Here is a 13,590-nt window from a genome sequence, read left to right as displayed (position 1 = left end):
GGGCGCCTCTCAGCTCTGCGGACGGGAGTGAGGGGCCGGCGTGCTCAGGACGACATCGGCGGTGAAGACGGGTTCGCCGCCCTGCACCCCGGTCACACGCACCGGCGTCGCACCGTCGACGGTCTCCCCCGGGGCCGCTTCGATCCGGCACGGCGCGTCGAGTTCGGCATAGCGCGTGAAGGTGCTGCTGAGTCCGGTGACGAGCTTGCCCGGGCAGCCGGTCGCGGCGTACGCGGCCTGTCTGGACGCCTCCAGGAGCACCATGCCGGGTATGTGGTCTACGGGGTGGTCGAAGAAGATCGGGTGCGAGCTGTCGATGCGTAGGGCCCAGGAGCGGCGGCCGCCGGCCGCGGCCGATTCCTCGGCGAGCAGCACGTTTCCGGCGGAGAGCCGTCCGACCGTCGCCGGGTCGACGGGCGCGCCGGCGGCCTGCGCCGCGACGGTCGGCTTGTCCTTGCGCAGCCTGCCGTAGACGACCGGGCTGATACAGGTGAAGGACGCCGAACCGGTGGCCAGGCGCTCTCCGCCGAGCAGCACGGTCACGCCGTAGCGCATGCTGGAGAGGTTCGCGCCCCGGCGGACCACGTCGTGGCACTCCGTGTGCAGTTCGAGCTCGGTGGGCTTCGGAGTCGCGAGAAGAAGCTCCGAGGTCGTCGCGATCTCCAGGTCCCGCATCATGAACTGATGCCCGAAGGGCACCCCGAACTCGGCGTGGGCCAGCAGGGAACCGGCCTGGCGGACCGACTCGACCAGGAGCATCGAGTCCTGGTAGCCGCGGGACTGGGAGAAGAGGGAGTGGCCGCGTGGCCACTGCGCCCGGACCACGTAGGAGGAGTCGCACGCCTCTCCCCCCTCCGGCTCCGCGACCGCCTCCCAGCCGGTGAGCAGGACCTCCGAGACCGCCGCGCGGTGCACGAACTCGCGGGGCACCGTGGTGGTCAGGACGAGGCCCGCCGGGATCTCGGCCAGGTTCCCGGCGGCGGCGGTTCCGATCGCGCTGGGGCGGTGCTTCCTGCTGTTGCGGCGGGGCTCGTGCACCGAGAAGGCATGGGTCTGCATCGACATGCGTGCCACTCCTGAGCTGCTCTGGGCAGGGGGGAACGCACCCCGGATACCGGCGGCGCCCCCCTGGGCCGGGTGATCGGTCTCTTTAAGTACAGACAGGTCTGTCGGATAAATCAAGTAGGACTTGACTTCCCTTTTACCGGTAGTGGCCACGCAATCACCCTGCAACACCCTCTGCGCACGCCAAGCGGAAGGCATGACTCGCATTTGACGTATCGTCAACAGAATTGCGTGAACTCGCCCCCCCTTTACAATCAGACAAGTCTGTTTGGTATCTTAGCCACATCAGCCTCCGACAGTCCGCGAGTCACGCCTGTCAGCCAGGAGAAGCCACATGAACCAGCAGGTCATCGATCCGCTCGGGCCTCACCGCACCAAACGGCACCGCGCCGCGAGCCCACTGCCGCGACATGCGGCCACGCCCACTCCGCGACTCCCTCCGCCTTCCGCCACCGAGCACAGAGTCCTGCGCGTGCTGGTGGTCGAGAACGAGGCGGCCGCCGCCAACGCGCTGGTCCAGGGCCTGATGCGCCAGGGTCACCACGCCGAGCACGTCGACACCGGCGGCGCGGCCATGAACGCCCATCACCACGCCGACCTGGTCCTGCTCGACCTGGATCTGCCCGATCTGGACGGCCTGGAGGTCTGCCGCGGCATCCGGGCGGTCAGCGACACCCCCATCATCGCGGTCACCGCGCGCGGCAACGAGCTCGACCGGGTGCTCGGCCTGCAGGCCGGCCTGGACGACTACCTCGTCAAGCCGTACGGCTTCCGTGAGCTCCTGGCCCGCATCGAAGCGGTGATGCGGCGCTCGGGACCCCGGACCGAGACGGCCCGCGCCATCGCGCACGGACCGCTGCACATCGACGCGACCAGGCGCGAAGTCACCCTGGACGGGCACGCGGTGGAGCTGACCCGCAAGGAGTTCGACCTCCTGCACCTGCTCGCCCTGCGCCCCGGCGCCGTCATCTCGCGCCACCAACTGATGGCACAGGTCTGGGAGGACAGCTGGTCACGCCGGGGGCGCACCATCGACACCCATGTCAGCAGCCTGCGCGGGAAGCTCGGTTGCAGCAGCTGGATCATCACGGTCCGCGGCGTCGGCTTCCGCCTCGGCCACCCCTGAGCCCCACTGCCGCGCCACATCCCCGCCGACCGGCCCCCGGACGGGTCCCGAGCCGACTTCGGGCACTCCCCGTCCCACTGGAGAGAGGTCGGCCATAGGATGTAGACAAGTTGGTTTGTTAGCGAGCGGCAGGGGCTAGGGATGGCACAGCAGGAACGCGGGATCAAGTCCCGGAATCTGATCTTGAGGGCGGCTGCGGAGGTCTTCGACGAGCGCGGATACGACTCCGCGAGCACCACGGAGATCCTCGAACGGTCCGGGCTGACCCGCGGCGCCCTCTACCACCACTTCCCCTCCAAGGAAGCCATCGCCCTCGCCCTGCTCAGCCTGCACGGCGAAACCGTCGCCGCGACCACGCAGCCGGTGAGGTTCCAGGCGGTCATCGACCACACCTTCCTCTTCGCCTTCGGGCTGCAACGCGACCCGCTGCTGCGCGCCTGCGTGCGCCTCGCGGTCGAGCAGACCAGCTTCCGGAGCCACGCGTCCACGCCCTACGAGCAGTCGGGGGCCGCGGTGCAGTCCCTCCTCAGCCAGGCGCTGGAGCAGGGCGAACTCCTGCCGGGCGTCGACCTGGTCGAGGCCGCGGACATGATCACCGGGACGTTCACCGGGATACAGGTGATGTCGCGGGTCCAGACCGGCCGGGAGGACCTGCCCGACCGCGTCTGCATGATGTGGCGGTTCCTGCTGCCCGGCCTCGTCCACCCCGGCCTGATCTGCCGGCTGCGCCTCACTCCGGATCCGGCCATCGCCGAACCGCCCGTCCCCGCACGGGAGCCCGTTTTTTCCTGAGGCCCCGGCCGCCGTCCGACCGACGGCCCCCTCACGGCGCATCGCGCGGCTCCTCCAGCCGCACGATGCGCCCGGCCGGGCAGCTCGCCCGCCGGGAGGCCGGCGCACGGGGCGACTCGGCAGTACGAGCGCCTCCGCGGCCATCGACCCGTGGTTCGCCGGGGACCGCCACATGGCCCGGCCCCGGTGCCGGATGGGCCGCTTCAGCGCCCTCCACCCCGGACCACGGCTCCCGCCCACGCTCCCCGCCACGACCGGCCGGCGAACTCGGCGCACACGCCTTCCGCCGGCCTGGCACGCGAGAGCCGCCCGGAATTCTCCCGCGGAGCTCTGCGCATGGCCCCGGACAGAGGAAGCAATCCGCAGGAATCAAGCCCATTTCCCCGCATGGGTGCCGTCAAAAACAGGCAAGGTTGTATGCTTTCGGTGTGGACGCAGCCGCGTACCCCCTTGCCCCCGCATGTCTCGGCAGGCCGGTCCTGCGTGGGTCGCAGCGGGACAGAAGAGTAGGAACCCGATGGAGAAGCATCCCGAGCGCACACGGCAGGTACTCATCAGCGCCGCGGCGGGCCTCATAGCCGACGGCCGGTTCGCTGATGCCGGGCTCGCGAACATCTGCCGGGCGGCCGGAGTGAGCCGAGGCGCGCTCTACCACCATTTCGGCTCCATCGCGGAGTTGGTGGCGGGGGTGTACGAGCAGGCCAGCGAGCGCGTGGACGGGCTGTTCGACGAGGCCTTCGAGAACCCGGACACCGAGGGCGCGGCGGAATTCAGCATCACCCTGGGCGCCGCGCTGCTCGACGAACGCCTGGTGCGCGCGGGTGTGCGGATCGGTCCCAGCGGGACCGACGACCCGCCCCGGCTGCGCGAGGAAGTCCTGGCGAAGTTGCGTGAGCGGGTCATCGCGGACGACTCCGGGCACGCGAAGGACATCGACGGTGCCGCGGACCTCGCCGTGGTCGTCACCGCCGGACTCGAGTCGCTCGGCCACGCCGACGCCTACTGGTGGCAGCCCAAGACGGCCCGCCGGATCTGGGACATCGTCCACCAGCTGGACGAGAACTGACGCTCACTCAACCTGAGCTCGACGTTCCTGCCTCGCAGGCCAGGTGACCTGCGAGGCAGGAACGCCAAGCTCAGGCCGGCTCAGCTCAGGCCGGCTCGGATCAGGTCGAGTCGGGTCAGGTCGGGTCGGGTCGGGTCAGGCGAGTTCCAGCGGGAAGGCTCCCCGGTGGCCGGTGCCCGCGCCGTCGGACGGGCGCACCTCGAACTCGCGGCAGCTCCAGACCTCCTGGACGAACCCGGACCGCTGGTCCCACAGATCCAGCACGTCGTCCTCGCCCGCCGAGCCCCGATAGGCGTCCTTGGCCCCCCGGAAACAGGCGAGCCCGCCGGAGAGGCCGCGGCCGGGGGCCGGGAAGTAGTCGGAGAAGGCGCAGGCGATACAGGTCTGGATCCGGACGCCGTCCGGGAGGATGCGCTGGACGGCGGTCAGGGCGGCGTTGAAGTCGCGCTCGGCGCGGGCCGATTCGTATACAGCGCCGTCCAGGTGGAGGGCGAGATGGAGGTCCGGGTCGACCCGGCGCAGGGAGAGCAGACAGCTGAGCGTGGCGTGGCGGAGCGTGCCCGCGACGAGGACGGGCAGCGGCAGATCCCACTCCAGTACGCAGTCGGTGAGCGCACCGTCCGCGAGGGCGAACATCCCGCTCTCCGGCGGCATGCCGGCGACCGGCCCCAGGTCGTCGAAGCTCTCGCCCTCGAAGTCGACCCCTCTGATACGGATGCGGAGCTGCCGCCCGTCCGTGGTGAGAACGACGGCGTCGGAACCCTTGTTGTCCCGGTACCAGCCGGCCCACGACTCATCTGTCATGAGCAGGGACTGTAGCCCCTGCCCCCGGCGGCTTCCGTACCACCCTCCGGGTTCAACCCGCCTGGGGCTCCCGCCACATGGGGTACATCGACGGGCCGTCCGGCAGGTCGACGGCGCGCCCGAGGAAGCGGAATCCGAGTCGCTCGTACAGCGCCCGGCTCCGGGCGCTGCTCGCCTCCAGATAGGCCGGCAGCCCTTCCCGGTCGCAGCGCTCCAACTCCACTCCGATCAGCTCCGCGCCGATGCCCTCTCCCTGGCGGTCGGGGGAGACGCCGATCATCAGCAGATAGGCGTGGGCGCGGTCGTGCGGGTGAACGGCCCCGGTGAGTCTGCCCACCAGTTCGCACCGCTCGTTGTCGGGGTCGGCGGTCCGCCGCATCAGGGCGGGCGTGGGGTCCTCCTCCTCGGGGGCGCCGGCGGGCACCGGCAGCCAGAGCGCCACCGCGGACCCGTCCTCGGCGATGTCGATACGGCCCTCGGCGAGGGCGACGTCGACGAAGACGCCGAGGAACCTGCCGTGGACCGCGCGCCGGTGCGCCTCGTCGGGGAACACCCAGCCGCTGACCGGGTCGTGGTGGAACGCCTCCTCCATGACCGAGACGACCAGCTCCCGGTCGCCCTGCTTGGCCCGCTGAATCCGTATGCCCATGACCGGCTGCCGTCCCTCCGTACCGCTTTCTCCCAACCCGCCTCCGGAATACTAGAGTTGATGGGACGCTTCCGGTCGCACGAGATGGGTCAGCTGGTCCTGCGGGTGACGAATTCGGCCAGTGCCAGCAGGTCGCCGGCGGCGCTCGGGTCGGGGACCGCCCGGGAGAGGTGGTGGACCGCGCGGGCCATCCGGTCGGCGGCGCAGACCTGGGCCCAGTCCCGGCCGCCGGCCCGGTCCACCGCGTCGGCCGCCCGGCTCACCTCGGCGGAGGTGGTCATGGGCCCCCGGTAGAGCGTGGCGAGCTCGGCGGCGGCCGGGGTGCCCGAGGTGAGGGCGGCGACCACGGGCAGCGACTTCTTGTGGGCGGACAGGTCGGCCCCGACGGGCTTGCCGGTGCGGTCCGGGTCGCCCCAGATGCCGATCAGGTCGTCGATGAGCTGGAACGAGAGGCCCGCCTCCCGCCCGAACCCGTCCATCGCGCGGACCGCCCGGTCCTCCGCCCCGGCGTAGAGGGCTCCGAGCGCGCAGGCGCAGCCGAGCAGCGCGCCGGTCTTGGCGGTGGCCATGGCGAGGCATTCGTCGAGCGTGACCTCGTCGGGGCCGCGCTCCTCGAAGGCGCAGTCCGCCTGCTGGCCCGCGCACAGCTCGATGACGCAGGAGGAGAGGCGGGCGGCGGCGCGGGCGGCGGCCGGGTGCGGATCCTCGGCCAGCAGCCGCTGTGCCAGGGCGAGCATGGCGTCGCCGGTGATGATGGCGTCCGGGATGCCGAAGACGGCCCAGGCGGTGGGCCGGTGCCTGCGGGTGGTGTCCTCGTCGATGACGTCGTCGTGGAGCAGGGTGAAGTTGTGGGCGAGCTCCACGGCGACGGCGGCCCGGACGGCGCGTTCCGGATCGCCGCCCAGCGCGCGGGCGGCGGCCAGCACCAGGGCCGGCCTGATGGCCTTGCCCGCCTGGCCGGCGGCCGGGGTCCCGTCGGCGTTCTCCCAGCCGAAGTGGTACATCGCGATGCGGCGTATGCCGCCGGGCAGCGACTCCACGGCCGATCGCAGGTGCGGGTCGACGACGGCACGGGTGCGCTCCAGGAGCGCCGCGGCCTCGTGCCCTTCCGTCGCTGCGTCCGTACTGGTCATGGTCACGGTCACTCCCTGGGGCGAGGCGATGGGGTGCGGGCCCGGGGGCCCGGGCGGCGGCTGCCGCCCGGGCCCCCGGGGTGAACGGGGTCAGTGCCAGCGGCTGACCTCGACGTTCTCCAGCACTCCGAGGGCGTCCGGTACCAGGATGGCGGCGGAGTAGTACGCCGTCACGAGGTAGGAGATGATCGCCTGCTCGTCGATCCCCATGAAGCGGACCGAGAGACTCGGCTCGATCTCGTCGGGGATACCCGTCTGCTGGAGGCCGATGACGCCCTGCTCGGCCTCGCCGGTCCTCATGCAGATGATGGAGGTGGTGCGGGCGTCGGAGACGGGGATCTTGTTGGACGGGAAGATCGGCACCCCCCGCCAGGCGGGCACGTGGTGGCCGCCGATGTCGACGCTCTCCGGGACGAGTCCGCGCCGGTTGCACTCGCGGCCGAAGGCGGCGATGGCCTTCGGGTGGGCGAGGAAGAGCTTGGATCCGCGGCGGCGCGAGAGCAGCTCGTCCATGTCGTCCGGGCTGGGCGCCCCGTCGTGCGGCTGGAGCCGCTGCCCGTAGTCGCAGTTGTTGAGCAGTCCGAACTCCCTGTTGTTGATCAGCTCGTGCTCCTGGCGCTCACGCAGCGCCTCGACCGTGAGCCGCAACTGCTGCTCGGTCTGGTTCATCGGCTGGTTGTAGAGGTCGGCGACCCTGCTGTGCACCTTCAGCACCGTCTGGGCGACGCTCAGTTCGTACTCGCGCGGCGCCGCGTCGTAGTCGACGAAGGTGTGCGGGACGACCGCCTCCCCCACGTGGCCGGCGGAGAGGTCGATCGCCGCCTCGCCGTAGTGGTTGGTCCGCTGCTGCGGAATGGAGAGCAGCCTCGCGAGATGGTCCTGCAGGGGCGCCGCGCGCTCCGCGAGGTTGTACACGTCGGCACGGCTCAGGGTGAGGAGCGTGCACGGGGTGACCGCACGGGCGGTGTACTCCCAGACGGCGTCGCCGTCGATCAGGCTCCGGTCGCCGAAGTACGCGCCGTCGGCGAGGACCCCCAGCTCCGTCTCGTCCCCGTAGGGGCCCGATCCGACCTTCGCCACCTTGCCGTGCGCCAGCAGGAAGACCCGGTCCGCCGCGTCCCCCGAGGCGGCGAGCACCTCCCCCGCGGCCACGTCCCGCTGCTCGCACCTGCGGGCGAGCTCGGCGAGCACCTCCTCGTCCCCGAACTCCCGCAGGGCGGGCAGCTCCCCCAGCTCCGCGGGGATCACGGACACCCGGTCCCCGGTCTGGACGAAGGTCACCCGGCCGTCGCCGACCGAATAGCTGAGCCGACGGTTCACCCGGTACGTACCGCCCTGTACCTGCACCCACGGCAGCATCTTCAGCAGCCACCGCGAGGTGATCTCCTGCATCTGCGGCGCGGATTTGGTGGTCGTCGCGAGGTTCCGCGCAGCCGCCGTCCCCAGACTCTGCTGCGGCGGCGCCTGCGTGTCGCGAACCTCTTCACCAACGGACATCTGACGTCCTTTCGATCTTGGGCTGACCTGCGTGCAAAAGCCTTTCAGCAGGAGGACCGGGTCGCCATTACACAAAAGAGTGCGACTAATCCGCCTTCGGTCGGGGCACGTTGGTCCCTGTCGCCCGGCGGACCGTTTAATTTGCATCTCTCGTGCAACTTATCTACGGTGGGGCCATGCGGTTGACGAGATTCACCGACGTGGCGCTCCGCGTGCTCATGCGACTGGCGGTCGCCGAGGGCCGGGAGCCGCCGACCACCCGTGACGTAGCGGCCACCATGCGGGTCCCGTACACACACACCGCGAAGGTCGTCGCCCGGCTCCAGCACCTCGGCCTCCTCGACGCCCGTCGCGGCCGGGGCGGCGGACTCACCCTGACCTCGGCCGGCCGCTCCGCGTCGATCGGCTCGCTGGTGCGGGAGCTGGAGGGGCCGGAGGAGGTGGTCGAGTGCGAGGGCGGCACCCCCTGCCCGCTCCGCTCCGGCTGCCGGCTGCGTGGAGCCCTGCGCGGGGCCCAGGAGGCCTTCTACGCCGCGCTGGACCCGATCACCGTCACCGATCTCGTCGCCTCCCCCACCGGTCCCCTGCTGCTCGGCATCGGCAGCGGCCCGCCGTCCGACTGAACCCCGCCCGGCCGCGCGGAGGAACCTCCGCGCCGGCGGGGCGCCACCGCTGCCCCTGAATATGCATCTCATATTCCACCAAGGAGTTCCGTCATGCTCTCCGACCGGTCCACAGCCACTGTCCGCGCCACCCTTCCCGCCGTCGGCGCGGCCATCGGGGACATCGCCGACCTCTTCTACGAGAAGCTCTTCGCCGCCCACCCCGAGCTGCTGCGGGACCTGTTCAACCGGGGCAACCAGGCCTCCGGCGACCAGCGCGAGGCCCTGGCCGGGTCCATCGCCGCGTTCGCGACCGCGCTGGTCGAGCACCCCGGCACCCGGCCCGACGTGATGCTGGACCGGATCGCCCACAAACACGCCTCGCTCGGGGTGACCCCGGAGCAGTACGAGGTGGTGCACACCCATCTGTTCGCGGCCATCGCCGACGTCCTGGGCGACGCGGTCACACCCGAGGTCGCCGCCGCCTGGGACGAGGTCTACTGGCTGATGGCGGGCTCCCTGATCGCCGTCGAGGAGCGCCTCTACGCGCAGCAGGGCGTCCTGGCGGGCGATGTGTGGCACACCTGGGAGGTGACCGCCCGGGTCGAGGAGACGGAGGACGTCGCCACCTTCCTGCTGCGCCCGGCCGAGGACACGCCCCCGCCCGCCTTCCGGCCCGGCCAGTACGTCTCCGTACAGGTCGAACTCCCCGACGGCGCACGCCAGATACGCCAGTACAGCCTCTGCAGCGCCCCCGGCTCCCGGCTGCGGTCGATCACCGTGAAGCGCGTGCGCGGCCAGGGCTCGCCGGACGGCGAGGTCTCCCGGCACCTGCACGAGCACACCCGCGCGGGCGACCTGCTGCGCGTCTCCGTCCCCTACGGGGACCTGGTGCTCGACCACCTGGACGCGCCCCTGCTGCTGGCCTCGGCGGGCATCGGCTGCACCCCCATGCTGTCGATGCTGGACCACCTCGCCCAGGAGGGTCACAGCGGCCCGGTCACCGTCGTGCACGGTGACCGCTCACCCGCCGACCACGCCCTGCGCACCGAACACGTCCGGCTGGCGGGGAAGCTCCCGGACGCCGAGGCGCACTTCTGGTACGAGGCCCCGGAGGCCGGGCGGCCGGCGAACCGCACCGGCCTCGTCGACCTGGCCGGCATCACCGTACGACCGGGGACGCACGCCTATCTGTGCGGCCCCCTCCCCTTCATGCGGGCCGTCAGGGCCCAGCTGCTGGAGGCGGGCGTCCGTCCCGCCGACGTCCACTACGAGGTGTTCGGCCCGGACCTCTGGCTGGCCTCTTCCTGAAACGGCGGAGAGGCGACAATGGGCGGGTGAACAGCCCGCCCCGCCTCGACGCCCTCCTGCGGCCCCGGGTGCCCTCCCCGCTGCGGGAGGTCCGCGACGAGCGCTTCGCGCGCCACGGGGTGAGGCTGCTCCTGAAGCGGGACGATCTGATCCACCCCGACCTGCCGGGCAACAAGTGGCGCAAACTCGCCCTCAACCTGGAGGCCGCCGCCGGGCGCACCGTGCTGACCTTCGGCGGCGCGTACTCCAACCACCTCCGGGCCACCGCGGCGGCCGGGCGGCTGCTGGGTTTTCCCACCGTCGGCGTCGTCCGCGGCGACGAGCTGGCGCACCGGCCGCTCAACCCCTCGCTCGCCCGATGCGCGGCCGACGGCATGCGCCTGCACTTCGTGGACCGTACGACGTACCGGGCGAAGGCCTCCTGCGAGGTCCTGGAGGGGCTGCTGAGCCTGTTCGGGGACGTGGAGGTCATCCCGGAGGGCGGCAGCAACGCGCTGGCCGCACAGGGCTGTACGGAGCTGGGGCGCGAGCTGGCCGGGGAGTGCGAGGTGGCGGCCGTGGCCTGCGGGACCGGCGGCACCCTGGCCGGACTCGCCGCCGGCCTGGGCCCGGGGCAACGGGCCCTGGGCGTTCCGGTGCTGCGCGGCGGCTTCCTCGGGCGGGAGGTGGAGCGGCTCCAGCACGAGGCGTTCGGCGGCCCGTCCGGGAACTGGTCGCTGGACGAACGCTTCGCCTTCGGCGGCTACGCCCGCTCCACCCCGGAGCTGGAGGCCTTCGCCGCGGACTTCGAGGACCGGCACGGACTGCCCCTGGAGCGGGTATACGTCGCCAAGCTGCTGTTCGCGCTCACCACGCTGGCCGGGGAGGGGGCGTTCGCACCGGGCGCGCGGGTGAGCGCCGTGATCACCGGCGCCCCCGACGCACGGCCCGTTCAGGAGCCGCCCGTCTCCCGGTAGGCCGCCTTGTCCAGGTCCGGCCGGCGCGGCAGGGTGCGCATCACCCCGTCGTCGATCCGCCACGCCCGGGCCCGCTCCGCTCGGCGAGACGCGCCCGACCCCCTGGAGGCGGGCAGTCACCCTGTGCGACTGCGGCTCCGTCCGGCCTGTGGGCACCTCGGCTGCGGCGATTCGTCGCCGTCCCGGCACGCCATCGAACACGTCCGGGCGACCGGTCACCCCGTGACGCGGAGCTTCGGGGCGGGCGAGAACCGGCGCCGGCGCTTCGGGGACGGTTCGATCGTCCGACGCCTGGGTACGTCAATGCGGCGCTGGTTCTTCGCAATTGGACGCCGCAGCCCCCTAGCCACTGTCCGTACGCATGGGCTTACCATGAGTGACGGTCGAGGTATGGGGTCCGTACGACACGGCATCATGGATCCGATAACGTCGCCGAGCCGAAGAACCGTCGACGGACCGCATGGCTCCGGGCCACCCTTCCCGGAACCTCGAAAGAGTTTGTGCCACCTTGGAGGTGAGGGTGTCCCAGATCGCAGGCGAGCCCGGGAATCAGGACTTCGTAGAAGTCCGACTGCCCGCTGCGGGTGCCTACCTGTCGGTGCTGCGAACGGCCACGGCCGGTCTCGCAGCGCGTTTGGACTTCACTCTCGACGAGATCGAGGATCTTCGCATCGCGGTCGACGAGGCCTGCGCGATCCTGCTCCAGCAGGCCGTGCCGGGCTCCGTCCTCAGCTGCGTCTTCCGACTCGTCGACGACTCCCTCGAAGTGACGGTGTCGGCGCCCACCACGGACGGCCGGGCGCCCGAGCGCGACACCTTCGCCTGGACGGTGCTCTCCGCACTGGCCGGCAAGGTCGACTCCACGGTCGCCGACGACCGTACGGTCAGCATCAGCCTCTACAAACAGCGCGGCGCGGGCCCCGGGCCGGCGTGAGCGACGGGAACGGGGACGGTCCTGTGCGGGACGAGACGATCCGGTCCGGGGTGGTGCGCCCAGCAGCCATCCCGGAGCAACAGGCCCGGCCGCATCCGGTGGACGGAGCGGACGGGCCCGAGAGCATCGACGTCGCGGTGGAGCAGCAGTCGCAGGCAGAGCGGGCGGGCCAGATGAGCGAGCACGGGCACCACGATCCACACGACCGCAGCGGGGCCCGGGCCCTCTTCTTCGAGCTGCGGGAGCTGCCCGACGGCTCGACCGAGAAGGCCGAGCTGCGCAACAGGCTGGTGCGGATGCACCTGCCGCTGGTGGAGCACCTGGCCCGCCGCTTCCGCAACCGCGGGGAGCCGCTGGACGACCTGACCCAGGTGGCCACGATCGGGCTGATCAAGTCCGTGGACCGGTTCGACCCCGACCGGGGCGTGGAGTTCTCGACGTACGCCACCCCCACGGTGGTCGGCGAGATCAAGCGCCACTTCCGGGACAAGGGCTGGGCGGTGCGGGTGCCGCGCCGTCTCCAGGAGCTGAGGCTGTCGCTGACCACGGCCACCGCGGAGCTCTCCCAGCAGCACGGCCGCTCGCCGACGGTGCACGAGCTGGCCGAGCGGCTGGGCATCTCCGAGGAGGAGGTGCTGGAGGGCCTGGAGTCGGCCAACGCGTACAGCACGCTGTCGCTGGACGTGCCGGACACGGACGACGAGTCGCCGGCGGTAGCGGACACGCTGGGCTCGGAGGACGAGGCGCTGGAGGGCGTGGAGTACCGGGAGTCGCTCAAGCCGCTCCTGGAGGACCTGCCGCCGCGCGAGAAGCGCATCCTGCTGCTGCGCTTCTTCGGAAACATGACCCAGTCGCAGATCGCCCAGGAGGTCGGCATCTCGCAGATGCACGTCTCCCGGCTGCTGGCCCGGACCCTGGCGCAGCTGCGCGAGCGGCTGCTCGTCGAGGAGTAGGCGAGAAGGCCGTCCGTCGGTTCGGAGGCTGTCGGGTGGGCTCGGGACGGACCGCGTCCGCCGTCCGTCGCGAGGTGACCCCGGTCCCTCAGGCCTCGGGGGTCGCCCCGGCGCCCCGGCGGACGCCCAGGTCCTGGGTGGTCGCCGGCTTGAGGGCGAGCACGAGGCCGGTGACGGCGACCACGGCCAGGACGATCCCGGCGGGGATCAGCGCGCCCTGCGAGCGCAGCAGCGTCCAGGCCACCGGCAGCGCCATGATCTGGGTGATCAGCGCGGGTCCCCGGCTCCAGCTGCGCAGCAGCAGCAGCCCGCGGGCGGCGATCAGCGGGATCGCGCCGAGCGCGACCAGCGTGATCCCGACCGTCTCCGCCTGCTGCGTGCTCTCCAGCTTCCCGAGCACCCCCATGACCACCATGTAGACGCCGCCGAGGGCGAGCGCCAGGCCTTCGAGGGCGTTGACCCCGGCGAGGACGGTGATTCTGGTCGGGCGCTCCGCGGCGGAGGGCGACGGCGTGGAGGGGGTCGCTTGAGTACTCACGCCTTTCAGGTTGGCATCCCGGGGACCCGGAAGTGAAGCCGGGGTGCGGAGGAGCCTCCCCCGTTCGGGCGCACGACGGGGCGGTCGGTCACGTTCCGTCACCGGGCCGGAGCGCAGCGAACCGGGACTACGGCCCCGAACCGCCCGGTAGGTAGGCTGGCCGT

The 13,590-nt window shown here is 71.7% G+C and carries 14 protein-coding genes and 1 pseudogene; 9 read left to right on the top strand and 6 right to left on the bottom strand.

The window, feature by feature from the left end; all coding sequences use genetic code 11:
- Nucleotides 1-9 precede the first annotated feature (9 nt).
- Nucleotides 10-1,065 (bottom strand): ScbA/BarX family gamma-butyrolactone biosynthesis protein, encoded by a 1,056-nt coding sequence (locus AC3CH1_RS18350; protein ID WP_488463918.1) that lies wholly within the window; start codon nucleotides 1,063-1,065, stop codon nucleotides 10-12.
- 334 nt (nucleotides 1,066-1,399) lie between these two features.
- Here AC3CH1_RS18350 and AC3CH1_RS18345 point away from each other — a divergent pair, with 334 nt between their 5' ends.
- The 3 genes from AC3CH1_RS18345 (at nucleotide 1,400) to AC3CH1_RS18335 (ending at nucleotide 4,049) form a co-directional block, all read left to right on the top strand.
- Nucleotides 1,400-2,191: a response regulator transcription factor gene (locus AC3CH1_RS18345; protein WP_488463917.1), complete on the top strand. Its 792-nt coding sequence runs from the start codon at nucleotides 1,400-1,402 to the stop codon at nucleotides 2,189-2,191.
- A gap of 141 nt (nucleotides 2,192-2,332) precedes the next feature.
- A complete protein-coding gene (locus AC3CH1_RS18340) occupies nucleotides 2,333-2,983 on the top strand; it encodes a ScbR family autoregulator-binding transcription factor (RefSeq protein ID WP_488463916.1) in 651 nt (216 codons plus the stop codon).
- 517 nt (nucleotides 2,984-3,500) lie between these two features.
- Nucleotides 3,501-4,049, top strand: coding sequence for a TetR family transcriptional regulator (locus AC3CH1_RS18335; RefSeq protein ID WP_488463915.1), 549 nt, complete (start codon nucleotides 3,501-3,503; stop codon nucleotides 4,047-4,049).
- 135 nt (nucleotides 4,050-4,184) lie between these two features.
- Here the strand turns inward: AC3CH1_RS18335 and AC3CH1_RS18330 are convergent, their stop codons facing one another.
- The 4 genes from AC3CH1_RS18330 to AC3CH1_RS18315 all read right to left on the bottom strand — a co-directional run bounded on the left by AC3CH1_RS18330 (nucleotide 4,185) and on the right by AC3CH1_RS18315 (nucleotide 8,132).
- Nucleotides 4,185-4,853 carry a DUF6304 family protein gene (locus tag AC3CH1_RS18330; protein ID WP_488463914.1) on the bottom strand — a complete coding sequence of 223 codons (669 nt, stop codon included), beginning with the start codon at nucleotides 4,851-4,853 and terminating at the stop codon, nucleotides 4,185-4,187.
- 52 nt (nucleotides 4,854-4,905) lie between these two features.
- The gene (locus tag AC3CH1_RS18325) at nucleotides 4,906-5,502 is read right to left on the bottom strand and encodes a GNAT family N-acetyltransferase (protein ID WP_488463913.1); all 597 of its coding nucleotides are present in this window, start codon (nucleotides 5,500-5,502) and stop codon (nucleotides 4,906-4,908) included.
- Nucleotides 5,503-5,591: 89 nt separating this feature from the next.
- Nucleotides 5,592-6,635: a family 2 encapsulin nanocompartment cargo protein polyprenyl transferase gene (locus AC3CH1_RS18320; protein ID WP_488463912.1), complete on the bottom strand. Its 1,044-nt coding sequence runs from the start codon at nucleotides 6,633-6,635 to the stop codon at nucleotides 5,592-5,594.
- Between the two features lie 90 nt (nucleotides 6,636-6,725).
- Nucleotides 6,726-8,132 (bottom strand): family 2B encapsulin nanocompartment shell protein, encoded by a 1,407-nt coding sequence (locus AC3CH1_RS18315; RefSeq protein ID WP_488463911.1) that lies wholly within the window; start codon nucleotides 8,130-8,132, stop codon nucleotides 6,726-6,728.
- 176 nt (nucleotides 8,133-8,308) lie between these two features.
- Here AC3CH1_RS18315 and AC3CH1_RS18310 point away from each other — a divergent pair, with 176 nt between their 5' ends.
- The 6 genes and pseudogenes from AC3CH1_RS18310 (at nucleotide 8,309) to AC3CH1_RS18285 (ending at nucleotide 12,888) form a co-directional block, all read left to right on the top strand.
- Entirely contained in the window at nucleotides 8,309-8,755 is a 447-nt protein-coding gene (locus AC3CH1_RS18310; RefSeq protein WP_488463910.1) for an RrF2 family transcriptional regulator, read from the top strand.
- 93 nt (nucleotides 8,756-8,848) lie between these two features.
- Nucleotides 8,849-10,045 carry a globin domain-containing protein gene (locus AC3CH1_RS18305; protein WP_488463909.1) on the top strand — a complete coding sequence of 399 codons (1,197 nt, stop codon included), beginning with the start codon at nucleotides 8,849-8,851 and terminating at the stop codon, nucleotides 10,043-10,045.
- 26 nt (nucleotides 10,046-10,071) lie between these two features.
- Nucleotides 10,072-11,001 carry a 1-aminocyclopropane-1-carboxylate deaminase/D-cysteine desulfhydrase gene (locus tag AC3CH1_RS18300; RefSeq protein WP_488463908.1) on the top strand — a complete coding sequence of 310 codons (930 nt, stop codon included), beginning with the start codon at nucleotides 10,072-10,074 and terminating at the stop codon, nucleotides 10,999-11,001.
- Between the two features lie 33 nt (nucleotides 11,002-11,034).
- Nucleotides 11,035-11,232 (top strand): annotated as a pseudogene (locus AC3CH1_RS18295) (UBP-type zinc finger domain-containing protein); the annotation flags it as partial.
- 289 nt (nucleotides 11,233-11,521) lie between these two features.
- Nucleotides 11,522-11,935: an ATP-binding protein gene (locus tag AC3CH1_RS18290; RefSeq protein ID WP_003966375.1), complete on the top strand. Its 414-nt coding sequence runs from the start codon at nucleotides 11,522-11,524 to the stop codon at nucleotides 11,933-11,935.
- Between the two features lie 23 nt (nucleotides 11,936-11,958).
- On the top strand, nucleotides 11,959-12,888 hold the full coding sequence (locus tag AC3CH1_RS18285; RefSeq protein WP_488464434.1) for an RNA polymerase sigma factor SigF: 930 nt from the start codon (nucleotides 11,959-11,961) through the stop codon (nucleotides 12,886-12,888).
- 88 nt (nucleotides 12,889-12,976) lie between these two features.
- Here the strand turns inward: AC3CH1_RS18285 and AC3CH1_RS18280 are convergent, their stop codons facing one another.
- Nucleotides 12,977-13,426 (bottom strand): hypothetical protein, encoded by a 450-nt coding sequence (locus tag AC3CH1_RS18280; RefSeq protein ID WP_488463907.1) that lies wholly within the window; start codon nucleotides 13,424-13,426, stop codon nucleotides 12,977-12,979.
- Nucleotides 13,427-13,590: the final 164 nt, after the last annotated feature.

The sequence above is a fragment of the Streptomyces sp. MGP-P1 genome, assembly GCF_057766565.1.
The sequence above is the reverse complement of the archived record's forward strand: the minus strand, read 5'-3'. Positions and strand labels throughout refer to the sequence as shown.